This is a genomic window from Luteipulveratus mongoliensis (assembly GCF_001190945.1).
GTDB classification, from domain to species: Bacteria; Actinomycetota; Actinomycetes; order Actinomycetales; family Dermatophilaceae; genus Luteipulveratus; species Luteipulveratus mongoliensis.
The window spans coordinates 5,369,802-5,395,375 of sequence record NZ_CP011112.1 but is presented as its reverse complement, the minus strand read 5'-3'; the positions used below and the strand labels follow the sequence as shown (position 1 = coordinate 5,395,375).

22 protein-coding genes are annotated in these 25,574 nt (G+C 68.7%); 14 read left to right on the top strand and 8 right to left on the bottom strand.

Annotated features, from left to right (window positions below; translation table 11 throughout):
• Window positions 1-173 precede the first annotated feature (173 nt).
• The 3 genes from VV02_RS25660 to pheA all read left to right on the top strand — a co-directional run bounded on the left by VV02_RS25660 (window position 174) and on the right by pheA (window position 6,702).
• Window positions 174-2,201 carry a glycoside hydrolase family 27 protein gene (locus tag VV02_RS25660; protein ID WP_052596316.1) on the top strand — a complete coding sequence of 676 codons (2,028 nt, stop codon included), beginning with the start codon at window positions 174-176 and terminating at the stop codon, window positions 2,199-2,201.
• Between the two features lie 134 nt (window positions 2,202-2,335).
• Complete coding sequence (locus tag VV02_RS26230) at window positions 2,336-3,631, top strand: glycosyltransferase 87 family protein (RefSeq protein ID WP_169787757.1); 1,296 nt, start codon at window positions 2,336-2,338, stop codon at window positions 3,629-3,631.
• Between the two features lie 2,126 nt (window positions 3,632-5,757).
• On the top strand, window positions 5,758-6,702 hold the full coding sequence (gene pheA, locus VV02_RS25645; protein ID WP_052596310.1) for a prephenate dehydratase: 945 nt from the start codon (window positions 5,758-5,760) through the stop codon (window positions 6,700-6,702).
• A 294-nt stretch (window positions 6,703-6,996) separates the two neighbouring features.
• Here pheA and VV02_RS25640 read toward each other — a convergent pair whose 3' ends face one another.
• From VV02_RS25640 to VV02_RS25620, 5 genes are all read right to left on the bottom strand, one after another.
• The gene (locus VV02_RS25640; RefSeq protein WP_052596307.1) at window positions 6,997-7,809 is read right to left on the bottom strand and encodes a bifunctional allantoicase/(S)-ureidoglycine aminohydrolase; all 813 of its coding nucleotides are present in this window, start codon (window positions 7,807-7,809) and stop codon (window positions 6,997-6,999) included.
• On the bottom strand, window positions 7,806-9,128 hold the full coding sequence (gene allB, locus VV02_RS26620; protein WP_218917474.1) for an allantoinase AllB: 1,323 nt from the start codon (window positions 9,126-9,128) through the stop codon (window positions 7,806-7,808). The genes VV02_RS25640 and allB overlap by 4 nt, the downstream gene beginning before the upstream one ends.
• 42 nt (window positions 9,129-9,170) lie before the next feature.
• Entirely contained in the window at window positions 9,171-9,713 is a 543-nt protein-coding gene (locus VV02_RS25630; RefSeq protein WP_052596305.1) for a dihydrofolate reductase family protein, read from the bottom strand.
• 98 nt (window positions 9,714-9,811) lie between these two features.
• The gene (locus tag VV02_RS25625; RefSeq protein ID WP_052596304.1) at window positions 9,812-10,420 is read right to left on the bottom strand and encodes a maleylpyruvate isomerase family mycothiol-dependent enzyme; all 609 of its coding nucleotides are present in this window, start codon (window positions 10,418-10,420) and stop codon (window positions 9,812-9,814) included.
• 74 nt (window positions 10,421-10,494) lie between these two features.
• Window positions 10,495-11,457 carry an RNA polymerase subunit sigma-70 gene (locus VV02_RS25620; protein ID WP_052597563.1) on the bottom strand — a complete coding sequence of 321 codons (963 nt, stop codon included), beginning with the start codon at window positions 11,455-11,457 and terminating at the stop codon, window positions 10,495-10,497.
• Window positions 11,458-11,521: 64 nt separating this feature from the next.
• Here VV02_RS25620 and VV02_RS25615 point away from each other — a divergent pair, with 64 nt between their 5' ends.
• The gene (locus tag VV02_RS25615; RefSeq protein WP_052597561.1) at window positions 11,522-12,205 is read left to right on the top strand and encodes a CatA-like O-acetyltransferase; all 684 of its coding nucleotides are present in this window, start codon (window positions 11,522-11,524) and stop codon (window positions 12,203-12,205) included.
• 244 nt (window positions 12,206-12,449) lie between these two features.
• Here VV02_RS25615 and VV02_RS25610 read toward each other — a convergent pair whose 3' ends face one another.
• Both VV02_RS25610 and VV02_RS25605 read right to left on the bottom strand, forming a co-directional pair.
• Window positions 12,450-13,700, bottom strand: coding sequence for a DUF6986 family protein (locus VV02_RS25610; protein ID WP_052596301.1), 1,251 nt, complete (start codon window positions 13,698-13,700; stop codon window positions 12,450-12,452).
• Window positions 13,701-13,754: 54 nt separating this feature from the next.
• Entirely contained in the window at window positions 13,755-14,357 is a 603-nt protein-coding gene (locus tag VV02_RS25605; RefSeq protein ID WP_052596299.1) for a DUF2867 domain-containing protein, read from the bottom strand.
• A gap of 93 nt (window positions 14,358-14,450) precedes the next feature.
• Between VV02_RS25605 and VV02_RS25600 the strand changes: the two genes are divergently transcribed.
• The 4 genes from VV02_RS25600 to pucL are packed head-to-tail and all read left to right on the top strand — an operon-like array spanning window position 14,451 to window position 16,756.
• A complete protein-coding gene (locus VV02_RS25600) occupies window positions 14,451-15,011 on the top strand; it encodes a TetR/AcrR family transcriptional regulator (protein WP_052596298.1) in 561 nt (186 codons plus the stop codon).
• A gap of 26 nt (window positions 15,012-15,037) precedes the next feature.
• Window positions 15,038-15,544 (top strand): 2-oxo-4-hydroxy-4-carboxy-5-ureidoimidazoline decarboxylase, encoded by a 507-nt coding sequence (gene uraD / locus VV02_RS25595; protein ID WP_052596296.1) that lies wholly within the window; start codon window positions 15,038-15,040, stop codon window positions 15,542-15,544.
• The gene (uraH, locus tag VV02_RS25590) at window positions 15,541-15,870 is read left to right on the top strand and encodes a hydroxyisourate hydrolase (protein ID WP_052596294.1); all 330 of its coding nucleotides are present in this window, start codon (window positions 15,541-15,543) and stop codon (window positions 15,868-15,870) included. Before uraD ends, uraH begins: the two co-directional genes overlap by 4 nt.
• A 1-nt stretch (window position 15,871) precedes the next feature.
• Window positions 15,872-16,756, top strand: coding sequence for a factor-independent urate hydroxylase (gene pucL, locus VV02_RS25585; protein ID WP_052596292.1), 885 nt, complete (start codon window positions 15,872-15,874; stop codon window positions 16,754-16,756).
• Window positions 16,757-16,883: 127 nt separating this feature from the next.
• Here the strand turns inward: pucL and VV02_RS25580 are convergent, their stop codons facing one another.
• On the bottom strand, window positions 16,884-17,684 hold the full coding sequence (locus VV02_RS25580; protein ID WP_179945373.1) for a PIG-L family deacetylase: 801 nt from the start codon (window positions 17,682-17,684) through the stop codon (window positions 16,884-16,886).
• A 64-nt stretch (window positions 17,685-17,748) separates the two neighbouring features.
• Here VV02_RS25580 and VV02_RS25575 point away from each other — a divergent pair, with 64 nt between their 5' ends.
• The 6 genes from VV02_RS25575 (at window position 17,749) to VV02_RS25550 (ending at window position 25,519) form a co-directional block, all read left to right on the top strand.
• Window positions 17,749-18,348, top strand: coding sequence for a class I SAM-dependent methyltransferase (locus VV02_RS25575; RefSeq protein WP_052596288.1), 600 nt, complete (start codon window positions 17,749-17,751; stop codon window positions 18,346-18,348).
• Window positions 18,349-18,389: 41 nt separating this feature from the next.
• Entirely contained in the window at window positions 18,390-20,288 is a 1,899-nt protein-coding gene (locus tag VV02_RS25570; protein WP_052596286.1) for a S9 family peptidase, read from the top strand.
• A gap of 2 nt (window positions 20,289-20,290) precedes the next feature.
• On the top strand, window positions 20,291-21,136 hold the full coding sequence (locus tag VV02_RS25565) for a uracil-DNA glycosylase (protein ID WP_052596284.1): 846 nt from the start codon (window positions 20,291-20,293) through the stop codon (window positions 21,134-21,136).
• 365 nt (window positions 21,137-21,501) lie between these two features.
• Window positions 21,502-24,057: an ABC transporter permease family protein gene (locus tag VV02_RS25560; protein WP_157063569.1), complete on the top strand. Its 2,556-nt coding sequence runs from the start codon at window positions 21,502-21,504 to the stop codon at window positions 24,055-24,057.
• A complete protein-coding gene (locus tag VV02_RS25555) occupies window positions 24,054-24,917 on the top strand; it encodes an ABC transporter ATP-binding protein (protein ID WP_052596281.1) in 864 nt (287 codons plus the stop codon). Before VV02_RS25560 ends, VV02_RS25555 begins: the two co-directional genes overlap by 4 nt.
• Window positions 24,914-25,519: an ATP-binding cassette domain-containing protein gene (locus tag VV02_RS25550; protein ID WP_052596279.1), complete on the top strand. Its 606-nt coding sequence runs from the start codon at window positions 24,914-24,916 to the stop codon at window positions 25,517-25,519. The genes VV02_RS25555 and VV02_RS25550 overlap by 4 nt, the downstream gene beginning before the upstream one ends.
• Window positions 25,520-25,574 lie beyond the last annotated feature (55 nt).

The window sequence follows — 25,574 nt, the reverse complement described above, 5'->3', positions numbered from 1 at the left end:
CCCGCAGCATCGCTGGTCGAGCAGGGAAGCCGCCGGCCCGGCGGGACCGAGATGCAACCTCGGTCATTTCGCTTTGCTTCTTGAATGCTCACTTCTTGGGTCGGCAGCATTCCGAACTTGAAGGCCGGTGCTGGAGCAGGTCCAACCGGTTCACTCAGATCAAGGAGACTCTGATGAAGTTCCTGAGCCGGAACGGTCCTCGCCCCACGCTGGTCGTGCTCTGTACGACGGCGGTCGCCGCTGCCGCTGTCACCACCGGGACGCCGGCGACCGCGCTGTCGCGCCCGCTGCCCGCCGACACGGTGAACATCGATCACTCGTCGGCGATCACGCCACGGATGATCCTGCGCTCGGAGAGCTGGTCGCGCACCACGGCTGCGAGCATGAAGAAGACGGCTGATGACGCCGTCTCCAGCGGCCTCGCCAAGCTGGGCTGGAACACGGTGTCCTTCGACGACACCTGGGCCGTGCGTGCCGACTGCACTGATTGGGACGCCAAGGCCACCGTCGTGCCGAACTGCAAGGACGGGCGCAGCACGACCACCGGCAACCTCATCCCCTCACCGACCAAGTACCCCAAGGGCCTCAAGGACGTCGGCGACTACCTGCACCGCAAGGGCTTGGCGTTCGGTGTCTACACCAGCGGTGGCCGGTACATGTGCGATCCCGGTGGACGCGGCATCGGCGCGCCGGGAGCGTACGACCACTTCGAGCAGGACTTCCGGTACCTGGCGAGTGTCGGCGCCGACTACATCAAGCTCGACTACTGCGGCGAGCCGAACACCACCAACAAGTACGGCTTGACCATCCTCGACACCGACGCCGAGGTCAACACCGCCATCGAGTCCTCGCGGCGGGCGGCGTCGGCGATCAACGCGATCAAGTCCGATCGCGACCCCCGCAAGCGCCGGTCGATGGTGCTGAACATCTCCGCCCCGGCGTACGCCAACTGGAAGAACGACACCTACAACACTCCGCTGTACCAGCGGATGATGAAGAGCGTCGTCCCGGCTGGACACGCCTACCGCATCGGCGGCGACGTCAGTGGAGGCAGCTGGGCCGGCACCGTCTCGCTCGTCGACATGTCCGTGGACCTGCGCGACTTCGGCAAGCAGGGCCACTTCCTGGACCCGGACCGGCTCTACTTCGATGACACGTCGCTGTCGACGGACGCCCGGCTCGGCGGATACATCATGTGGGCGATGCAGAGCAGCAACATGGTCGCCATGGTGCGGACGCCTGACGCCAGCGGTGCCATCTCCTCCGCGCAGGCCGACCTGATGAAGAACGCCGCCCTGATCAATGTCGGGCAGGACGCCCTCGTGGCACCGGCACGTCGTGTCGCACGCGGAACGGGGTACGACGTGTTCTCCAAGCCGTTGAGCAATGGCGACTACGCCGTCGCGATCATGAACCGTTCGGCCACCAGCGCGGTCGAAGCCACGACCAGTGGCTCGATCATCGGGACGTCGGCCAGCGCGTTCGAGCTCTCGCCGATTGTCGGACCCAAGGCGGCCGTGAAGGCCGACGGCAGCTTCAGCGTCTCGGTGCCGGCAGCCGGCGCGGTCATGTACCGGCTGAAGGCCGCTCCCCGCGCGGGCTATGCCGGTTGGAACTTCGGTGCCAACGGCTCCACCGCTCGAAACGCCACCGCGATCACCGACGGCGACGCACCGACGGCAGGCAGCTGGGACGCGAACGGCCGGACGCTGTCCTCGGATCGGCTGGCGAGCAACACTCGGCTGCCGAACGGGACGGCACTCAGCGTCCAGGCCGGCCAGACCTTCGCGGTCGGTGGCGTGACGTACACGTGGCCGGGCACCACATCTGGTCAGTTCGACTCCGTCAAGCCCGCTGGACAGACGATCAGCTATGCGTACGCCAGCGCCTCGAAGGTGAGCTTCATCGGTGCCTCAGGGATCGGCGAGGCAGGTGGGAAGATCCGGCTCAACTACTCCGACGGCACGTCGAGTACGTCCGCGTGGGGCTTCCCCAGCTGGACCTGCGCGAAGGCGAAGTCCTATCCGGCCAGTGTCGCGTTCAAGACGTTCGGCCGTAATGAGCCCAGCGGTCTGGCCAGCACGAGGACGCCGTACTGCCTGTACACACGGTCGGTGAACGTGGCCTCGGGCAAGTCCTTGGCATCCATCACTCTGCCGAACGCACCCAACGTCCGCGTCTTTGCGATCGCGGCGTCCTAGACCCCCGCTGGTCGAGTAGCCGGAGCGTTGGCGGAGGCGTATCGAGACTCGGTGCACGCGCGCACCTGGGTCTCGATACGTCTCGGCTGGCGCCTCGCCTACTCGACCGGCGGTCGGTCAGGGAGAATGCTCCGGTGACCCGTGGCCGACGACTGACTCCAGCTCAGTGGACGACCGCGATCGTGATCACGCTGATCGGCGCGCTGCCGCTCGTCTGGACGTACTTGCTGCACCAGGAGCCGGAGCACTGGCAGGTCGACGTCGAGGTCTACCGCGAGGCCGGTGTCTCGCTGCTCTACGGGCGGCCGGTCTATGAGCAGCTGACCGAGGCGCCGCAGTTCCTACCCTTTACCTACCCGCCTTTCGCGGCCGTCCTGGCAATCCCGTTGGCACTGCTGCCGTTCAAGGTCATCGGGTGGGTCTGGTTCACGTTGCAGCTGGCGGCCGACCTGCTGATCGTGCGGTACGCCGGTCGCGGCCTTCTCGCCCGCACCGGCCATCGCGCGGGCTGGGTTCTCGGGCTTCTCACGGTGGCTGTGCTCTACCTGCTGCCGGTTTCGGACGGCTTCCGATTCGGGCAGGTCAATGCGTTCCTGGTGCTCGGCTGCCTGCTGGATCTGATGCGGCCGCGACTGCGCTGGCTCGACCGCCTCCCGCAAGGAGTCCTGATCGGGCTGGCGACCGCGATCAAGCTGACGCCGGGCGTGTTCATCGTCCACCTGGTCGTGAGCCGGCAGTGGCGGGCAGCGGCTGTCGCCACCGGGACTGCTGCGGGCGTCACGCTCGGCAGTCTGCTGCTTCTGCCGCAGGCGTCGTTCGCTTTCTGGGGTGGCGCGCTGCAGGATCCAGCGCGGCTCGGCCCCAACGACGGCACCTCCAACCAGTCGATCCGCGGCATCCTGCTGCACCTCGGGATCGAGGGCACGGTCGGCAACGCACTCTGGTTGCTCCTCGCAGCAGGCGCTGCTGTGGTGGGCTTCGGCCTCGCCAAACGCGCGCACAAGCGCGGCGAGGAGATGGTGGCAGCCGCGGCTGTCGGGATGATGGCGCTGCTGCTGTCGCCTGTCTCGTGGATCCACCACTTCCACTGGCTGGTGCTCGCGATCTTCGCGCTGCTGGGCTCGCAGCCGTGGCGCTATCCGCGACGGCTCGCCGCAGGCGCTGGGCTCTACCTCGTGCTGGTGCTACACCTGCCGTGGTGGGGGCAGTGGCACCTGGTCGACAGCGGCGCGCGGTTCCCGGACGAGAGCAACGGCAACGCGTTCTGGACGTTGCTCAACAACAGCTACGGCCTCGCGGCCGTGCTCACGTTGCTGGTGCTGGCTTGGCGGGAGGTGCGTCTGCGTGCGGGGCGTCCACCCGACGACGCGACGCAGCCTCAAGCGGGACGTCCTTCGGGGTCAGGCGCCCTGACGACGCCGCGATCATGACCACCAGCGGTGCGATCACGACCATGCCGCACGGCGGGATCCCCGTGCCCGAGTCGTTGGACAAGAATCCGAGCAACCAACAGATCGCCACCGCGGCAAGACCATGGCCGAGATAGCGAACCCGGCTGGTGACGGCCGCGAGCGGACGACCGAGTCGTGAGTCGCGAGCGATGAGGACATAGATCACGAGCAGCAGCAAGAGCGGCACGAACATGTTGATCCAGACGCCCGTGAGCATCGTCCAGTTCGCGCGGACGTTGCGCTGCAGCGACGTCAGGCGACCGTCGTTGATGAGCGAGGCCATGAAGTCACCGAGGTGCGTACGGACCTCCGGCGGCCGCAGGTAGTCCAAGAAGCCCAACCCGCCGACGACCACGACCGTCAGCCCACCGACGTACAGGATCCGTTTCCAGGTGACGGCGAGTCCGGCCGCGTTGAGGGCGAGGTAGGCGAACGCCGGCAGCAGCGCCGCTGGCCCCCCGGCGTCGGCGCCCCACGATGGATAGCCGTCGATGACGACCGCTGTCATGCCGATGAGCACGATGGTGGCGGTGGCGAGACGACGTTGGCCGCGCAGGATCCAACGGCCGGCGAGCAGTGAGGCCGTGAGGATGGCGGTGCTGGCCGACAGCGCGTAGCCGACGTTGCCCATGCCGTAGTAGCGGCCGCCGAACACCGGTTGCAGCCCCATGATCGAGGTGAACTGCAGCGGAGAGCCGTGGGTGACGTCGATGGCGATGACGCTGGCGGTCAGGGCCGCGAGGAAGACCGCCGGCCCGGCCACCCACCGTCTCCACGGTCCGAGCACGGCGATCGCACCGAGCCCGAACGCGATGGCGATGATGCTCAGGCTGAGTACGGTGCCGGGACGCGAGGTGTTCCACCACGGCACCAGACCCACCAGGAAGGTCGACACCGGCACCGCACCGCAGACGGCACCGACGATGACGAACCATCGTCGTGCCCAGGTCCGCAGCGTAGGCACCCACAGCATCGCCAGTCCCGCCGCGAGCGCGAAGCCCGCCGCGATGATGTAGCGGATGAAGAACTGGTTGACGACCCGGTGCTCGTCGAACAGTGCCTGGTTGACGTCGCGGACCTGCTCGATCGAGTGGTCGGCGTTCGGACTCGGCTGGACCGCCGGCAGCCGTCCGTCCAGGAGGGACGGGTTCGCGTCCGAGCGGGACAGCGCGAGGGCCGTGAGGTCGGAGTTCTGCAGGAGGCCGGGCTGCCGCGTCGAGGGCGAGCGGAGCAGACCTTTGGGTGTGTCTGGACCCGCGACGATGACGGCGCGCAGCGACTCCTGGTCGGTGTCGTCCGCGTGACCGGTGACGACGAGCGTGGTCTTCTCCGGGAGGCGGGTCATCAGCGTGCCGAGGGCGTCGTCGTCGATCTTGTCGAAGGACACCAAGTTGACCGGGCAGGTGGTGAAGTTCGCGGTCTCGATCGTCGGGGAGTAGCGAGCGACCAGGCCGCTGTTGTCGGCGGCACCGATCGCCGCGCCCTTACCGACGGCGGCGACGCAGCTGCCCTGCGCCCGCAGCCTGGTGGCGAGCAGGCCGATCTCAGCGGGGATCGGCCGCTTCAGTGAGTCCGTACGCCACTTCTTCCAGCCGGGGAAACGGGCGCCCTGGCCGATCTTCTGCGGGTTGGGGATCGTGTTGCACGGCTCGATCTTGCGGTCCGAACCGGTCTGTCCTGGCCCCTTGCCGAGCGTCGCTCGGGCACCGGCCGACACGGTCAGCCAGGCGTGGATCGAGCACGAGTGCGCGGAGATCGCCCGGGTGACGATGTTGCCGACCGCACCCTCTTGCGCGAGGGCCCACACGGCGGGCGTCGCCTTGGGGGAGATGTCGTCCCAGGTCATGGTCGGCATGGCCACGATCACCAGCGGTCCGGGCTGGCCGATGCTGCGGTGATGGGGTCGCGCCATGAGCGCTGAGACGGCCAGTGACGCGACGACGAATGCCACGACCGCCAACGCGGTATGGACGATCCAACGGCGAGTCACCGGCCCAGATTACGGGTGCATACCTGATAAACCCCTGTATCACGGGGCTACAGGGGTGAGACGCTCCTCCCATCTGCGCGCGCGCTGTCCTAATCTGCCGAGGGTGACTTCCCCCATGCACCGCTCAGAACCGTTGCGCTACGGCTATTTCGGACCGCAGGGGACGTTTACGCAGATGGCCCTGGCGAGCTGGCTCTCGGAGGATCAGGACGCTCTTGCTGCCGCTCGGCCCTTCGGCACGGTGGCCCTCGGACTCGACGCGGTCCGCTCCGGCGAGATCGACCGCGTGATGGTCCCGATCGAGAACTCCGTCGAGGGCGGCGTCTCGGCCACGCTGGACGCGCTGAACTCCGACAACCCGTTGGTCATCCAGGGTGAGGTCCTCGTCCCGATCACCTTCGTGCTCGCCGCCAGATCCGGTACGACGCGTGCCGCCATCCGCGGCGTCGGCTCGCACTCCCACGCCTGGCCCCAGGTCCGCGGCTGGATGGCCGCGCACCTCCCGGACGCGTCGTACGTCCCGACCCTCTCGACCGCAGCGGCGGCTGAAGCGCTCGCGGCCGGCGACCGGGCACCGTACGAGGCTGCCGTCTGCGCGCCGATGGCCGCCGAGGTGTTCGGGCTCGAGGTGCTGGCCGAAGACATCGGTGACAACGCGTCGGCCGTCACCCGGTTCGTCGTGGTGTCGCGGCCGGGTGCGGTGCCGGCGCCGACGGGATCCGACAAGACGACGGTCGTGCTCTACCAGCACGACAACCACCCCGGTGGTCTGATGGAGCTGCTGGAGCAGTTCGCGGCGCGCGGGATCAACCTGACACGGCTGGAGTCGCGGCCGACGGGCTCGGGAATGGGCGCGTACTGCTTCTCGATCGACTTCGAGGGGCACGTCGCGGACGAGCGGGTCGGCGAGACGCTGATGAGTCTGCGGCGGGTGTGCGCTGACATCCGCTTCCACGGGTCCTACCGGCGCGCGGACGGCCGGCCGGTCGAGCCGACGCGGACGACGACGGATCAGGCCTTCGAGGATGCCCGCACCTGGCTCCATTCCCTCCGCGCCTGACTCCAGCCACATCGCTGGTCGAGTAGGCGAGGCGGGTCTCGATACGGCTCGTTCCTCGCCTACTCGACCCAAGTAGCCGAGCCGTATCGAGACCCGGTGTGTGGGAGGGAGACTCAGCGCTCGCGTACGTCGACCGGTTGCGTACCCCTGCCCTCCGCCTCCGTAGCCATCTCACCGACCGCCGGTCGAGTAGGCGAGGCGCTAGCCGAGCCGTATCGAGACCACCGGCACACGCGCACCTGGTCTCGATACGGCTCGCCCTGGGGGCTCGCCTACTCGACCGGCGGTGGTGGTTCAGAGGCGGGCGTGGCGGTTGACGTCTTTGTAGAGCAGGTATCGGAAGCGGCCCGGTCCACCGGCGTAGCAGGCCTGGGGGCAGAACGCGCGCAGCCACATGAAGTCGCCCTCCTGTACCTCGACCCAGTCCTTGTTGAGCAGGTAGACAGCCTTGCCCTCCAGGACGTAGAGCCCGTGCTCCATCACATGCGTCTCCGGGAACGGGATCGCGCCGCCGGGCTGGAACGTGACGATGTTGACGTGCATGTCGTGCCGGAGGTCGGCGATCTCGACGAATCGCGTTGTGGTCCAGGCGCCGTCGGTGTCCGGCATCGCGATCGCTTCGACATCCTGCTCGTGCGTCACGAACGCGTCGGGCACCTCGACGCCGTCGACCTGCTGGTAGCGCTTCCGGATCCAGTGGAACGTGGCTGTTGCGTCGGACGAGTTGTGCAGAGTCCAGTCCGCGCCCGGCGGGAGGAAGACGTACGACCCCGCTGTCAGAGCGTGCGACGCCCTCTTGAGGGAGAGGTCGAGTGCGCCGTCAACGACGAAAAGCACTGACTCTGCAGCGGATTCGTCCTCGGGCTGGTCGCTTCCGCCGCCGGGGGAGACCTCCACGATGTACTGCGAGAACGTCTCTGCGAAGCCGGACAGCGGCCGCGCGATCACCCAGAGCCGCGTCTTGTCCCAGTGGGGGAGGAAGCTCGTGGTGATGTCGCTCATCGTCCGGCGCGGCAGCACGGCGTACGCCTCCGTGAAGACTGCGCGGTCGGTCGTCAGCTCGGTCTGAGCGGGCAGCCCACCTCGGGCGACGTAGTCCGGGCTCATGGCTTGCCTCTCGTCAGGAACTGCCCGATCGGGCGTTCGGTGGTGGCGGGTACGCCGCGCAGCCAGGTCCGTCGAGCGACGCCGGTCAGCGTGAGGTCCTGATAGGCGGTGAGCTTGTTCTTGTGCTCGAGTGTCGCCGCGTCGACGGTGATGGTCTCGTCCGGAGCGAACGCGACCAGGTCCGCATTCCGGCCGACTTCGATCGAGCCCTTGCTGGCGAGTCCGACCAGGGCAGAGGGCTTTTCGCTCATCCAGCGCGCCACAGCAGCGAGCGAGTGACCGCGTTGACGGGCCTCCGTCCAGACCGCCGCCAGGGCGAGCTGCACCGATGCGACTCCACCCCATGCGGTCCCGAAGTCCGGCGTCTTGAGGTCGACCGTGCAAGGCGAGTGGTCGCTGACGATGCAGTCGATCGTGCCATCCGCGAGCGCTTCCCAGAGCTGAGAACGGTTGGCCTCACTGCGAATTGGCGGGCAGCACTTGTGTGCCGTCGACTCGTCACGAATCGTCTCGGCAGCGAACGTCAGGTAGTGCGGGCAGGTCTCGACCGTGATCGGCAGCCCCTCAGCTTTCGCCGCACGGATGGCCGGGAGAGCCTGCGCGCTCGAGAGGTGCAGGATGTGCGCTCGGCCGCCCGACCGGCGTACGGCATCGATGACTCTCTCGATCGCGGTCACCTCGGAGGCATCAGGGCGGGAGGCGACGAAGTCGGCGTACGCCGGACCGTGAGCCTCAGTGATCGTCGTCTCGTCCTCGGCGTGCACGATCAGCAGCGCGCCGAGGAGGGCGGTGCGGCGGAGATAGGTGTCGAGCTCGGCAGCGCTCAGGGGCGGGAACTCGGGTACGCCGGAGTCGATGAGGAAGCACTTGAACCCGAAGACACCCTCGTCGTAGAGCGGCAGCAAGTCGTCGAGGTTGCCCGGGATCGCGCCACCCCAGAAACCAACGTCGACGAAGCAGTTGCCTTGTGCCGCAGCCCTTTTCGCATCGAGCGCCTCGACGGTGGTGGTGGGCGGCAGGCTGTTGAGGGGCATGTCGATGATGGTCGTCGCGCCTCCGCGGAGAGCCGCCCGCGTCGCCGTCTCGAAGCCCTCCCACTCGGTGCGACCGGGATCGTTGACGTGCACGTGGGTGTCGACCATGCCAGGCAGCAGCACCTCGTCCTCGCCCAGCCGTTCGTCGGATGGGGCGGTCCACGGCGCATCGACCTCTCCGATCGCGACGATCTCGCCGTCCCGTACGCCGACTGCCGCCGCCCGCTCGGCACCATCGATCACCGCGCGGTCAGCGCGCACGATCAAGTCCAGCGGCTCGTTCACCCCGCCATCCTCACACCCCGGCCGCACCGCGGGCGTGCGCTGCTACGGCTTCGCGGCGAAGGTGTGGGCGACGATGCCTCCACTGAAGACGGTGGTGCTCGTCGGCTCGAGGGTCAGCGGTGCGCGGAAGAGCGGCTCGCCCGTGCCCAGGACGACCGGGTGGACAGCAAGGCGGTACTCGTCGATCAGCCCGGTCGCGACCAGTGACTGGGCGAACTTCGCCCCTCCGTGGGCGAGGAGGTATCCGTCGGAGTGCTCCTGCTTGAGCCGCGTGATGTTCTTGGCCAGATCTCCAGAGACGATCGTCGTCTCAGCCCAGTCGGCGGTCGTGAGCGAGTTGGAGAACACCACCTTGGGGATGTCATTCATCGGCTTGGCGAACGGCGCGGTGGAGGTGGGATAGAAGGCCGCCATCGGCCCATAGCTGGTGGCCCCTACGAGGTGTGTGCTGGCGCCGCTCAGGGTCTCGACGAGCCAGTCCATGGCGTCGTCGGAGCCCCCAGCGCCGATCCAGTCGCCGCTCTCGTCGGCTGCTGCGACGTAGCCGTCGAGCGAGATGGACATCTTGAGGACCAGTGAGGCCATGGGTTGCTTCCCTTCAAGAATGGATGACGCGAGCCGTCACGTCTCGCTCAACGTATAGAGCCGCTCCGGCGCTGGGTGCGGCTCTAAGGCGAAGAAGGTCATGACGTCGCCACGTCGGGGAGCGGACGCCGCCCGGTGACCGCCAACAGCAGGTCCTTCGCCGGCAGGTCGCTCACCTCCGGCCCCTCGCCGAGCGTGATGTCGGCATCCGTGGCGCGCAGGGTCCGCCCGGTTAGGTCGGTGCCGAAGTAGGCGAGCGCCTTCGGGCCGGCGCTGGCCAGGACGAGGGCGATCCGCTCGGGTGGCACGGCAGGCAGCCCGAGGGCCTCGGTGATGTCGAGCCCGTGGATCACGTCGTGGCTCAGCGCACCGGCCGCCCCGCCGCCGGGTGGCCGCCAGCCGTGCTCGACGTTGTCCTGCAATGAGGCGAGCAGCTCGCGATCGCTGAGCCGCGCAGTGTCCGCACGAGCCGCGCGGTCGGCGTACCGATTGAAGTTGAAGCCCGCTCGGACGAGTCCGCCGACGAAGCTGAGCCGGCCGGCCCGGAACGGCATGGTCATGTGAGCCACGACCTCTCGTACGCGCCAGCCGGCACACAGCGAGTCGGCCGCCCACTGGTCAGTGGTCAGGTCTGCGAGCAGGTCAGCGAGGCGGCGCCTCTCGGCGTGCGTCTGGTCGATCACGGTGGTCTCATCAGTGGCGGGCATGGTGGTCCTTCTGTCGGCGTGGGAGCTGTCACTCCTGGTACGCCGCGGGGCCACCGAACTCATCGCTCGTCAGGTCACGGATGTGCGGGCAGCCCGAACTCCGTGAATCGCGCACCCGACCCGAGGAACGTCGTGCAACGGGAGATGAGGCTGCCGCGTACCTCGACCTCGATCAAGGCGAAGGGCTCGAGTACGCCGTCGTCGGCCGGGCGGTACTGCGCCAGACCGAGGCCGCCGTTGAGCTCGACCAGCAGCAGGCGATCGCCGGCACACGCGTCCGCGGCACCCATCGCCGCCGTGACCGCGTCTCGACCACGGAGCCACCACGCGAACGGCGGCATCGTCGAGGCGGCGTCCTCACGAAGGAGCGCGGTGAGCGCCGGGATGTCGTGCGACTCAAACGCGATGACGTACCGCTGAAGCAGCTCACGGTGCTGCGGATCGTCCGGGTCGGTGAGGCCGTCGGGTGACGGTCGCTCGGCGTCGAGTACGGCCCGCGCCCGTTGCAGCGCGCTGTTGACCGCAGGCACCGTCGTCTCGAGGATCGTGGCCGTCTCGGCTGCGCTGAACGCGAGGACGTCACGGAGCAGCAGCGCCGCACGCTGGCGGGGCGCGAGCTGCTGCAGCGCGGCAATGAACGCGAGGCGCACGGTCTCGCGCTGAGCCACCCGGTCGGCCGGATCCGACGCCAGCACGCGCGTACTCGGCATCGGCTCGACCCAGCGGTCCGGGGGCAGGGGTACGCCGAGCGGGTCGCCCGGCTGTGCAGGGTCGAGTCCGCTGAGCAGCGCTCGCCTCGGGGCGGCGCGCAGCAGGTCGAGGCAGACGTTGGTGGCGATGGCGTGGACCCAGGTGCTCAGCCGGGCGCGCGTCGGGTCGAACCGGTCGCGATGCCGGTACGCCCGCACGATCGACTCCTGCACTGCGTCATCGGTGTCCGCCGCCGCGCCGAGCATCCGGTAGCAGTACCCCGTCAGCGGCCCGCGCAGCGTCTCGAGCTGCTCGGCCGTCAGCGCGCCATCCACGGTGCTGGTCATCCCGTCCATCCTCACACCCTCAATTCTGTTGCGGGAGCGGTCCGCCAGCGCGAACACTCGCCCGATGAACACCTTGCGACCCCTCGACCTGGAGACCTGGCCACGCCGGGGCCACTTCGAGCACTACACGAAGCGGAACCCGTGCACGTACTCGATGACGGTCGAGCTCGACGCGACCGCGCTCCGGTCCGCGTTGCGCGGCAGCGGGCGTACGACGTACCCGGCTCATGTCTGGACGCTTGCGACCGTCATCAACCGGCACGACGAGCTGCGCCTGGACCGTACGGCGGACGGGTCGCCGGCCGTGTGGGACGTGCTGCATCCGGCGTTCACGACCTTCAACGCGGCGACGGAGACGTTCGCGTGCGTCTGTGCGGAGTACGACGCGGACTTCGCGGTCTTCCACGCGCGGATGGTCGAGACCGCGGGGCGCTACCGGGACGCCATCGAGCTGTTCCCGCAGGGCGGTCTCCCGGAGAACACGTTCGACGTCTCGAGTCTCCCGTGGACATCGTTCACCGGCTTCAACCTGAACATCGAGGGCGGCGAGGGGCACCTGCGGCCGATCCTCACTCTTGGCCGGTACGTCGAGCGCGGCGACCGCACGCTGCTGCCCCTCGCCGTTCAGCTGAATCACGCTGCTGCGGACGGCTTGCACGCCGCCCGCCTGGTCAACGAGGTCCAGGCCCTCTTCGATCATCCCGAACGCTGGTTGACCAAGCCGCCGGTTGAGCCGGCGACCCGCTAGCCGCCATCTCGCCTACTCGACCAGCGGGCGGGCATGTGGTCCGTGGAGAAGTACAACCTGGTTGTAGAGATGTACAACAACATTGTCCTTCTCTACAGACCCACACCAGCCGAGTCGCGACACGCCGAGCCCCCCGCTGGTCGAGTAGGCGAGGCGCTAGCCGAGCCGTATCGAGACCCGGTGACCGCGCGCACCGGGTCTCGATACGCCTCCGCTGGCGCTCCGGCTACTCGACCAGCGGGTGTCAGCGGGTGAGGGCGAGGAGGGCGCCCTCGTCGAGGTTGGCGAGCTCGGTCACCTCGGCGGCGTCGAGCGCTCCGCAGTGGACGCCTCGTAGCAGCGCGGCTGCCAACATCCGGGCCGTGGCGGGTTCATCCATCACGCCGCTCTCCTCGCGCGCGACGTACGCCCGCAGCCGGGCCGCCGCGTCCGGCAGTGCCCGCCGGTAGAACAGGTAGTTGGCGAGGTAGCGCGTCGGCAGATGTCCCGGATGCAGGTCCCAGCCCTGATAGATGCCGCGCTCAAGAGACCGGGTGACGAGCCGGTGATGTAGCGCCCACGTCGAGTGCGCCTCGTCTCGCGTCCCGAAGGCGATGATATTGGTCGAGCCGTCCGACACGCGTACGCCGGTCTGTGCCGCCGCGACCTGCATGACGGCCTTCGCGTGGTCGGCCGCCGGGTGTTCCAGTGACTGGAAGGCGGCGGCGATGCCGAGACCGGCGCTGTAGTCGTACGTGCCGTAGTGCAGCCCGGTGCACCGGCAGCCGGAGGCATGCAGCATCCGCGCCACCGATGCCACACCGTCGTGCCCGAGAACCGCCTGCGGCGTCTCGATCTGGATCTCGAAAGTGATTGAGGTGGAACGGATTTCGAGCGCCTCCTCGACGCGCGAGCACAGCTCGGCCATCGCCGACACCTGCTCGTGTGAGGTCACCTTGGGCAGCGTCACGACCAGCCCGTCGGGCACGCGACCTTCGCGGCAGACACCCGCCAGGAACGCCACCAGGGTCCGCACGCCACGCGCTCGCGTCGACTCCTCGAACGCCTTGAACCGGATCCCGAACCACGGCGGCCGCGCGTCACCCATCGTGAGCATTTCGCGCACGGCAGCCGAGACGGCCGCGTCCTCGTCAGCGTCCGTACGCCGCCCGTACCCGTCCTCGAAGTCCACCCGCAGGTCCTCGATCGGCTCGCGCCCGAGCTTGGCCCGCACTCGTTCGTAAACGGCCTCCACCTCATCGACCGGCTCACTGACGGCCGCAGCGAGTGAGGCGGGAGTCGGCGCGTACGAGGACAGGAGCTCCAATGCTGAGGCGCCCCAACGGCGTACGACATCCGCGTCGAAACGATCCGCCGGCACGTAGACCGTGTGCACCGGCTGGCGGTCCGTGCGATCACCCGGGTACAGCTGCGCGAGCCGCTGATCCCAGTCGGACAGCTGCGCGTCGAGCGAGGCGGTCAGCGAGCGGGTCAGGTCTTCGATGGACTCAGGCACGGCCTCATCGTTGCAAGAGCCAGGCATGGGCGTACAGCATCTGCCCGTACGACGTCAGGCGTCGGTGAGTGACGTCTCCCTGCCGGCCTCCCAGCCCCGTCCGATCATGCGCATCAGTGCCGGGTAGACGAGGGCGTAGCGGAACGGCTTGATGAGCTGCATGTACGCCGCGCCGAGCGGGCCGTTCGGCTTCACCAGAGCGGTCATCTGGCCGCGGTAGCCGCCCTCGCCGTCCTCGACCCAGCCGACGTGCATGACCGTGTGGACGGTCCGGTTGGCCATCTCGGACGCCCACTCGTCGGGCAGCACGTAGATCGACCTGAACGGGACACCCTGCATGTCGGGCCCGCGCGGCGCCTCGGCCATGTCGTCGGGCAGACGGTCACGCAATGAGGCGACCCGTGCGCCGACCTTGGACCCTTCGACGTCCAGCCCCAGGACCCGGCCGATCTTCCAGCGGGCCTCCCACACGAATCGCACTGGTAGCGGAGCGTTCTGGGGCCAACCGTTGCCTTGGGTGAACTGCTGAAGGAGCCGGTGGAAGTCGTCGGGGCCGCCCGGCGTCGGCAGCGCCCAGACGTCCTCGACGTCGAACTCCGGTGCGATCTCGTGGATGCGCCAGGGGCGCTCAGTGTGCTCGGTGCGTGCCAGTCTCATGGCTCGATCCCATCTATACGGTGGCGTATAGATGGGACGCTATCACCCGCTGTACGGTGCCGTATACATGCTGAGGAAGAAGGAGCGCCGACCATGGCTGTGGCTCGCACACCGCGGCACCGCTGGATCGAGGAGGGCCTGCGGGCCCTGGCCGCTGGAGGTCCGGACGCCGTGCGGATCGAGCCCCTCGCCCAGGCGCTCGGCGTCAGCAAGGGCGGCTTCTACGGCTACTTCGCCAACCGCAACGCGCTGCTCGAGGAGATGCTCGCCCACTGGGAGAGCGAGATCACCGACACCCTGATCGAGCGCATCGACGAAGGCGGCGGCGACGCCGGGGACCGGCTGCGGCGCCTGTACGACTTCGTCTCGTCCAGCGAGGCGCCGACCATGGGTGTCACCACCGACCTCGCCATCCGCGACTGGGCCCGGCGCGATCCGGCCGTCGCCGAGCTGCTCCGTCGGGTCGACAACAGGCGGATGGACTACCTGCGTGAGCTGTTCGGCGCCATCTGCGGCGACCCGGACGAGGCGGAGGCGCGCAGCCGACTGGTCTTCGCGTCGTACATCGGGGAGCGGTTCATGGTCGCCGACCATGGCGGGAGCGGCCCAGAGGGCGTCGCGGCCGCGACCAGGCGGCTGCTTCTCGCGCCCTGAGGCGAGACGGTGCGTCAAGATGGCGCATGGCCGACCCGCTCTCCATGGACGACTTCAACGCCGCACCACCTGACGACCTCGAGCCGGTCCTGCTGGCGTGCTGCGCCAGCCCCGCGTGGGCGGAGGCCCTCATCGCCGCCAGGCCGTACGCCGATCGCGCGGCTCTGCTGGACGGCTCGGACGCGGTCTTCGCGGGGCTCGGCGCCGCCGACGTGGACGCGGCGCTGGCTGGGCACCCGCGGATCGGTTCGCGGGTCGAGGGCGAGGGCCGCGATGCCCAGTGGTCGCGCCAGGAGCAGTCGTCGGTCGCCTCGGCCGGGGACGACGTCCGAGTCCGGCTGCGCGAGGGCAATGTTGCCTACGAGCGACGGTTCGACCGGGTGTTCCTGATCCGAGCCGCCGGGCGTAGCCCGCAAGAGATGCTGGACGAGCTCACCCGTCGCCTCGGTCATGACGACGAGACCGAGGCGGTCGAGGTGCGCGAGCAGCTACGACAGATCACCCGGCTGAGACTGGAGGCGTTGGTGCCATGAGCTCCCTCTCGACGCACGTGCTGGATGCCGTGGGCGGCTCGCCCGCAGTCGGCGTACAGGTCAGTCTCTATGCGCAGCACGAATCCGGTTGGCAGACAACGGGATCCGGCACCACAGATGGCGACGGTCGGGTCGCGTCGCTCGCCGACGGCCTGGCGTCGGGGACCTATCGGCTGGTGTTCGCGACGGGTGACTACTTCGCGCGAGCGGGCACCGAGGCGTTCTACCCGGAGGTCGTCGTGAGCTTCGTGATCGAGGACGAGCGGCACTACCACGTGCCGCTGCTGCTGAGTCCGTTTGCCTACTCCACCTACCGAGGGAGCTGACATGACCTACGTCCTGGGCCACAACCAGTACGGCAAGGCGGAGGTACGCGTCGTCCGCATCTACCGCGACGCCGACCCCCACGAGCTGGTCGACTACAACGTCAGCGTCGCTCTGCAGGGCGACTTCACCGAGGCGCACACGACGGGCGACCAGGCGAAGGTGCTGACGACTGACGCGTGCAAGAACACCGTCAATGCCTTGGCCAAGGAGCACGGCGACGCTGCGCGACAGCCTGAGTCGTTCGCTCTTGCGCTGGCCCGTCACTTCGTCGGCGATGTCCCCCAGGTGAGCGTCGCGCGAGTGAACATCGAGGCGTACCAATGGGATCGGGCTCACGAGACGCCGCACGGCTTCGTCCGCAACGGCTCCTACGTCCGTACGACGACGGTCACCGTCAGCGATGACGGCGAGACCGTGGTGTCCGGGCTCTCGGGATTGACGGTGCTGAAGACCACCGACTCGGAGTTCCACGGGTTCTATCAGGACAAGTACACGACGCTGCAGCCGACGAACGACCGCGTGATGGCGACGGAGATCAAGGCGCAGTGGTTGCACTCGGCGTCCGAAAACGACTGGGGCGCCTCGTTCGTCGCGGTCAAGGACGCGATCACTGAGACGTTCGCGAACGCTTACTCCTACGCTCTCCAGCACACGCTGTGGGAGATGGGGCAGGCCGTCCTCGACGCTGCGGACTCGGTCGCCGAGGTGCGCTTCTCGTGCCCCAACAAGCACCACTTCGTGATCGACCTGAGCCCGTTCGGCCTGGACAACCCGAACGAGGTCTTCCACGCCGACGACCGTCCCTACGGCCTGATCGAGGCGACGATCCAGCGCAACGAAGGCCCGGGTAACAGCGCCGCCTTCGACCCCGGCCAGGGATGGTGACCACCACGACCCATCGTTGGTCGAGTAGGCGAGGCGCTAGCCGAGCCGTATCGAGACCAGCCGCGCGCGGTCACCGGGTCTCGATACGCCTCCGCTAGCGCTCCGGCTACTCGACCAACGAGGGGCGTCAGGCGTCGACGAACCAGCCTTCGACCATGCCATCGGGCCGGCCGGGCTCGATGTAGTACTCGGTGCCGAACGCCCCCGCGAAGACCTCGGGCGGCATCGCCATGAACATGCCGATGTCCGTCACCTGGCTCGCATGAGCCTGCATGGCCGCACGCCGCTGCTCGATGAAGTCCGAGACGTCGACCTGCCAGTGGATCTCGGCTTCGGGCGTGCCCATCGGGTTGCCGTCGTCCATGGGACCGTCGGGGTCGAAGCCCTCCTCGCCGTCAAACTTGAGGGCGTCCGCCCACATCCGCATGCGGTCGCGATTCATCGTCGACTCGAGCAGGCGTGGCCGCCGCTTCGCGAGCTCAGCAGCGCGGTGAGCGACGTGGTGAACCTTGATGTGGTCCGGGTGGCCGTAGCCCCCGTGCCAGTCGTAGCCGACCAGGATTTCGGCGTCCTCCTCGTCCAGGATCTGTGCCAGCCGTCCCGCGGCCTCGTCGAGGTCAGCCTGGTGGAAGGACGCGGGGTGCGCGTTCTGCTCCCAGCCGGTCATGCCGGAGTCCTGGTAGTCGAGCCAGCCGACCCGCTGCGTGCCGGTCGCAGCAGCTGAGGTCTCAGCCTCTTTGCGGCGGCGATCGACCAGCGTCTCGCCGGGCGCCAGATCGTCCGGGACCTCGCCGTGGTCACCGTTGGTGCCGTAGACGACCACCACGCGGTGGCCCTCCTTGGCGGCGCGGGCCATCGAGCCAGAGGTCTGGGAGCTCTCGTCGTCGGGGTGAGCGTGGAGGAAGACGATCGTTGTCACTTCATCCATCCTGCCCGACGCCACTGACAACCGCCTCTCGGTATCCCGTCGAGGCCTGTGATCACATGGAGCTGTGCGCCCTTCCGACCCGTGGAACGTCAACATCCACTATGACCGGCGGCTCGCCGATCTGGTCCCTGCCGGCGCGCAGACGGTGCTCGACGTGGGCTGCGGTGATGGCTTCCTGGCGGCCGCAGTCACCGAGCGGGCGCCACACGTGGTCGGGTTCGACCGCGATGCCGGCGTCCTCGGCCGCGCGCGTGCGCGGTTCGCGGACGCACCAGTGTCCTGGATCCTCGGCGATGCGGCTGATCCGCCGTTCGTGCCCGGCTCCTTCGACGCAGTCCTGTCCAATGCCGCCCTGCACCACCTGCCCGACACCCATGCGGCGCTCACGAACCTCGCCGCCCTCGTACGTCCGGGCGGCGTCCTCGCGGTCGTCGGCTTCGCGCGGCCCGGCCTTCGAGGGTTGCCCTGGGAGGCGTTCACCTTCGTCAACCGGGGTGTCATGATCAGGCTGAGAGGCAAGTGGGAGCACACGGCGCCGATCCAGTGGCCGCCGCCTCATACGTACCACGAACTCCGTCAGATCGCGCGAGAAGCGTTGCCAGGCGTACGTTTTCGCCGCCTTCTCCTCGGCCGTCACCTGTTCGTGTGGCATCGCCCCGGGTGAGAGCGCTCCCCTCGACACGACCGCTGAGGTAGAACGTACGGGTGACTACGCCCGCGCCGTACGGCTCCTGGACCTCGCTCTTGACCACTGAGCTCATCACCGCCGGCTGGACCGGACTCTTCGAGCCGCGCGTCGACGGTGACGACATCTGGTGGCTGGAGACCCGCCCGGACGAGGGTGGCCGGCTGACCCTGATGCGACGGCGCGGCGACACCGCGGACGAGATCACACCCGGCGCGTGGAACGTACGCACGATGGTGCACGAGTACGGCGGCGGCGCGTACGACGTCCGGGGCGGTGTGGTCGCCTTCTCCCACATGGTCGACGGCCGGGTCTACGTCATCGAGGGAGGGCGCGAGCCACGGCCGATCACGCCGGCGACCGAGGGCATGGCACTGCGGTACGCCGATCTCCAGATAGACCTGCGTCGGCGGCGGATCCTGTGCGTGCGTGAGGACCATCGCGCCGACGGCGAGGCCGTCAACGAGATCGTGACGCTGGACCTGGACGGTGAGTCCGAGGGCCGGGTGCTGGTGAGCGGACACGACTTCGTCGCCGCGCCCCGGATGTCTCCGGACGGGCAGCGGCTCGCCTGGGTCACCTGGGAGCACCCGAGCATGCCGTGGGACGCCACCCAGGTGTGGGTCGGCGACGCGGACGGTGCGCACGCCAGGGTGATCGACGGTGGCGAAGGCGTGTCCATCTGTGAGATCGGCTGGCTGCGCGACGGACGGCTGGCGTACGCGTCCGACCGATCCGGTTTCTGGAACCTCACGGTTGATGGCGAACCCCTGCATCAGGTCGATCGCGACTGCGCCGACCCGGCGTACATGTTGGGCGGACGAGGCTGGGTCGAGCTGCCCGATGGTCGCATCGCGATCCGCGAATGGCGAGATGCCGCAGCACATCTCGTCGTGATCGGTGAGCAAGGCAGCGCGCAGGACGTACCGGTGGACGTCGTCAGTCTGGGCCGGTTCGAGGGGCTCGCCAACGATGTGGTGACCGTCATCGAGTATCGCGACCGGCCGCCCGAGGTCGCTCGTATCGACATCGCCACTGGTGCGACCACGGCGATCAAGAAGGCCGCGGAACCCATCGACCCGGCGTACCTCCCTGAGCCTGAAGCGGTCACTTGGCAGAACGCCGACGGACAGGACGTGCACGGCTTCCTCTACTTGCCTCGCAACCCCGAATTCGTTGGCCCAGTAGGTGATCGGCCGCCGCTCGTGGTCCGCTCGCACGGCGGGCCGACCTCACACGCGGTCGGCGGCTATCGCCCTGGATACGCCTACTGGACGAGTCGAGGGTTCGTGATCCTCGACGTGAACTACGGCGGGAGCACCTCATACGGTCGCGCCTACCGCGAGCGACTCCATCTCAAGTGGGGCATCGTCGATGTGGAGGACTGCTGCTCGGGCGCAGAGGTCCTGGCCGCGCGCGGCATCGTCGACCCGAAGCGCCTGGCCATCGAAGGCGGCAGCGCTGGTGGCTATACGACGTTGGCAGCACTGGCGTTTCGTGACACCTTCGCGGTCGGCGTCAGCCACTTCGGCATCGGCGACCTCGAGACGTTGGCCCGCGACACGCACAAGTTCGAGTCGCGCTATCCGGACGGTCTGGTTGGCCCCTACCCCGAGGCGCGCGATGTCTATCTCGAGCGTTCTCCGGTGAACCATGTCGACCAGCTGGACTGCGCGATGCTGCTCCTCCAGGGAGCGGACGACAAGGTCGTGCCACCCAATCAGGCCACCGCTATGGCCGACGCCGTACGAGCCAAGGGCAAACCGGTCGCGCTCAAGATCTTCGAAGGCGAGGGACACGGTTTCCGGCGCAGCGAGACCCTCAAAGCCACGTTGGATGCCGAATTGTCTTTCTACGCACAGGTTTTCGGCTTCACGCCAGCCGGTGACGTGCCCAAGCTGGACATCGACAACCTCTAGCCATGGCGCCCGAGGAGCTCGACCCGCACCCGATCACCGGCGCGTTCTTCCCATCGCCGGTCGAGCCAGGCGCCGGCTGGCCCGGCGATCCCGCGACTGCTGACACGCCGGTCGCCAACACGGCCGACGACGTACGCCGCCTCGCCGCCTCGGCGGACGACGTCGCCACCCTCGACGCTCGGGTCTCGGTCTGCCGGGCCTGCCCGCGACTTGTCGAGTGGCGCGAGGAGGTGGCGCGCACCGGACGGCGGGCGTCCTTCGCCGACCAGCCCTACTGGGGCCGACCCGGTCCCGGTTTCGGCGACCCGGACGCGCCCGCTCTGATCGTCGGCCTAGCCCCAGCAGCCAATGGCACCAACCGAACTGGGCGGATGTTCACCGGCGACCGATCAGGCGACTGGATCTACGCGGCGCTGTACCGCACGGGGTTCGCGAACCAGCCGACGTCCGAGCACGCGGGCGATGGACTGGCGCTCACCGGCGTACGGATCGTGCCTGCGGTGCACTGTGCACCCCCGGCCAACAAGCCGACACCTGCCGAACGAGCGACGTGCGGCACGTGGCTGGACCGCGACCTCCAGCTGGCCGCGCCACACCTCACGTCGATCATGACGCTCGGTGCGATTGGTTGGGACGCCGTGATCGCGGCCGCGCGGCGGATCGGGTGGGAGGTGCCTCGGCCCAAGCCGAAGTTCGGGCACGGTGTCGTCGCGGAGCTGACCACCGCGTCAGGTGCGACGATCCGGCTGCTCGGCTGCTACCACGTGAGCCCGCACAACACGTTCACCGGCCGGCTCACCGAGGACATGCTCGACGACGTCCTCCGCGAGCTGAAACGGCCTCGCTAGAGGTCACAAAACGGGGACATTCGCCCGATCCGCGTGCCATATCGCTGCGATATGTCATGGGATGGCACGTGCGGACCCGCCTGTTTAGCGTCCCTATGAGCTGGCGAGGACGTGGACGATCCGTGGACAGGGCACGGGTCGGGCTGTGAGGGACAGCCGGCCAAGGCAGGTGACGAGGGGATCGCTCACTGATGGCACGAAGTACGACGGAGTTCGAGGTCGAAGCGGCACCGGTGACGTCCTCGGCGCCGCGGGACCGGCGTTTCCCGTATGCACGGCTTGCTGCGGCTGCGAGGCGTCGGCAGCAGCTCGTCCTCATGGCTGTCATAGCAGGTCTGGTCGCATGTGCGGCCTTGCTCCCGCTGATGACGAACACGATCGCGCGCGCCATGGTGGACAACCGGGTCCAGGCGCTGGGTGCGCTCGGCCGCACGATCGAGGCACGCTCGATCGGCGTGGAGGGGCTCGTGGCTCCCAATCGGATCGCACCGGTGGTCGGTGCTCAGTGGGATGGCCTTGCCACGCCCGCGGTGGCGCAGTACCGGATCCTCGTCAACCCAGAACCCACAGCGACCGGCGACGAGGCCAACCTGCTTGCGCGCGAGAGTCAGTGCGCACACCTGCGATTCGTGTCCGGGCGGTGCCCGACGGCACGCGACGAGCTCGCCATGTCTCCTGCGAGCGCCCGGGCCATGAAGGTGAGCGTGGGTAGCCGCGTCGCCGTTCTCCAGCGGAACAGCTCGCGAGACAACGTCCGGCGCACCCTGCTGGTGACCGGACTGTATGACCAGCCGAGGGCCGATGACTTCTGGCGGGGCCTGGACATCACCAAGGTCACCGTGAAGACGTTGCCTCGCGGCGGTGGCCAGATCCAGCATTACGAATGGATCACCGCAGCGTCCACGTTCAGCGGTCCGCCGCCCCCGCCCATCGTGGACTCGACCGCACCCAGGCGGTCCACACAGGAGTCGCCTGCCGGTGTGGGCTGGGCCGGCGTGGAGACCACGGTGGGCAGGCAGCTGCGTCAGGGCATGCTCACGTACGAAAAGCTCGACCGTGCGCGCGACGCTGTTTCGGCCAGCCGACGGGATCTGGGCGCCATCGCCGGACTGGACGTCCAGCTGACCGAGCAGGTGTCGACGGTCGACGGGCAGGTGCGCGGCGACGTGGACCAGATCCGGACGATCGCACCGCTCCTGCTCGCTCAACTGGTGCTGCTCCAGGTCGTCCTGGTCTGGATCGTGCTGCGCGCCTTGCTCACTCAGCGGCGCAGCGAGGTAGCGCTGCTGCGGCTGCGCAGTCCGGGCCGTCCTGGCGCGCGCCGACTCCTGGTGGGCGAGATGACCTCGCCGGTGATCCTCGCCCTGCCGTTGGGGCTCCTGCTCGCCTACGCACTGGATGCTCTGGGCCGGTCGACCTGGCTGGAAGGTACGGCCTGGGGCGGGTGGAGCTGGACCGCTGCCGGTGCCGCCCTCCTCGCCGCCGGCGCCTGCGCGGTCCTGCTGCGCCTCATGGTCGGGCGTCTCGTGCGACGGCCGGTCAGCGAACTCCTGCGCAGCGTGCCCCCACGGCAGAACCGGTGGTCGCTGTCGGCTACCGAGGCCATCGTGCTCACCCTGGCCGTCGGGCTCCTCGTCACGGTCGCCACGGGGACCCTCAGCGGGGCACCGGTGCTCGTCACGCCCATCGTGATGGCACTGGCCGTCGGCCTGATCGTCGGTGGCCTGCTCGTCCCGGTCGGCAACCGGGTGACGTCGCGGCTGCTGCGCCGCGGACGCGTTGCGGCACTGCTGGGGGTGGCCGGCCTGGCCCGCCGACCGTCGACCCGCAACCTGATCCTCGCGATGACCGCGGCGGGAGCGCTGCTGACGTTCACGACCAGCACCATGGACCTGGGACGGACGAATCGCGCGGAGGCCGCCGACGCCGTCAGCGGTGCTCCGGTGCGCATCATCGGCGACGACCTCTCCGGATTCACCGAAGCTCGTCGGGTGATCGATGTGGTCAATCGGCTGGACCCAGGTCGCCAGCACCTCGCACCGGTGGTCCGGGCTCGCTCCGGCAGCAGCGACGGCCCCGTGATGCTCGCGGGCGAGCCGGCGGCGATGAGCCGGATCGCCTATCGAGCCGGCCAACCCGATCCGTGGGCGCTGCTGCCCCGGACGCCACCCGCTCAGGGCTTGGCCACCGTGTCGGCCACCTGGTCGCCGCCGTTCACGACGTCCAGCTTCAGCGGTCCGAGCCTCGCGGCCGAGGACGCCGACTACGTCACGGTTGGGCAGGTCCCGGTCATCCCCGGCGGAGAACCGCACCTGTTCGTGACGTCGATCCAGCCGATGCTTCAGCAGGCCAGTCGGACCACCAGCGTGACGGCCGAGATCTGGTCCGACGGGCGTGACCCCGCACTGATCAGTCGCGCACAGACCGCGCTGCGCGACGCTGGGTTCGGAGAGATCAACATCGACCGGCAGAGCACGCACCGGAAGGACCTGGACCGCTCGGCGTCGGCGTACGGCTTGCAGCTCGGTCTCGTGGTCGCGGCAGGCTCGGTCCTGGTGGCCGCCCTGGTCATGATCGCGGTGCTCTCGACGCAGGCGGGCGTACGCCGACGCGACCAGTCAGCCCTGGTCCGCGCCGGCGTCGGCCGCAGCATTCTTGGACGTGCCCGGCGGCTCGAGACCGTCCTGACGGTCGTGCCGATGGCCCTCGGGGGCCTGGTCGGGATGCTCGGCGCACGGCTCGCGGCACCGAGCATCCCTTGGTACACGGACGATCCGCCCTATCCGATCGCGAGTGATCAGCCGCCGTGGTCGTCGGCCCTCGTGGCGCTGCTGATCGGCCTGGTCCTGGTCACGGTCGTTGCGGCCGTGCTGCGACGAGAACCTTCGACAGGCTCAGGACGACGCGGGAGAGACGCATGACTGCCACGCTCGAGGGCCTGTCCGTCAGCGTGGCGCGGCTGGTGCACATCTACCGGGCCGACGGCCACGACGTGGCCGCCCTGTCTGGTGTGGACCTGAGCGTGTCGGCCGGAGGGACCTTGGCCCTGCTTGGACCGTCGGGTGCCGGCAAGTCGACGCTGCTGTCGCTGATCGCCGGGATGGAGCGCCCCACCGCCGGGACGATCACGATCGGTGATCAGCGGACCGACCAGCTGGACGACGCCGAGATCGACACGTGGCGCGGTGACCGGGTGGCTCTGGTGCTGCAGGGCGGGCATCGCAACCTCCTTCCGTACCTCACTGTCCGCGACAACATCCGCCTGGCGCAGTGGGGGTCGACCAACGCCACGCCCGACGCCGAGGACCTCATCTCATGGGTCGGCCTCCAGGACGACGTCGCCGACTGCCGGCCGGCACAGCTCACGGAGTCCCAGGCGCAGCTTGCGGCGTTGTGCGTGGGTGCAGCCGCCGCCCCGGGCCTGCTGCTCGCCGACGAGCCGACCGCCTCGCTCTCGACGGACGCGACCGAGCAGGTGATCAGTGCGCTCCAACGTGTCAACGACGCGTTGGGCACCACGATCTTGACCGTGACGCACGACCCCACCCTCGCCTCCGCCATGCAGCGGACGGTCACCATCCGCGACGGGCGAGTCGGTGCCCACGCACAGGATGGGGTCGAGCTCGCGGTGGTCTCACCGGACGGCTCGGTGCCGTTGCCGGACGACGTCCTCGACGAGTTGCCGCCGGGCACCCTGCTCCGCGTTCAGCGCGACCCGGACCAGGAGCACCTCCGCCTCGTCGTGGAGCCTTGGGACGGCCAGGAGGGGAGGGGCGCATGATCCGACTGAACGACATCGAGATCCGGCGCGACGACGACACGTCCTTGACCGACCGGCCCGTCACACTGCGCGTCGAGCCGGGACACCTGGTCGGGATCGCCGGTGTCTCGGACGTGGCCAAGACGCAGCTGCTGCGGGTCATCGCCGGTGAGCTCGCCCCCGACCACGGCACGGTCGAAGGCACCCCGGAGCCGTCGGACCTGGCGTGGATCCCGCAGGACAACCACCTGAGCATGGCGTTGACCGCTCTGGAGAACGTTGCCGTCCCGCTCATCGCCGCCGGCGTCAGCGGTCCGGACGCTACGGCACAGGCGGAACAGGTCCTCACCTCGGTCGGTCTGGGCGAGTCCAGCGGTCACCTCGTCGAGGAGCTGTCGGGTGGTCAACAGCAACGGGTGGCCATCGCCCGCGCGCTCGCGCATCCCGGCACCTACCTGCTCGCCGACGAACCCACGACAGCCTTGGACGCGGGCAACCGGCGACGGATGATGCACCTGCTGCTGGAACGAGCCGAGGGTGGCAGCGCGGTCGTGGTCACCACCAACGATCCCGACTCGCTCGCAGGCGTCACCAACGAAGTCCTCAACCTCGACGACCTCTAGTCACGAGCCGAAGTAGCGGATCGCGCCCGGTCTCGCTATGAGGGTCCGTGCGGTG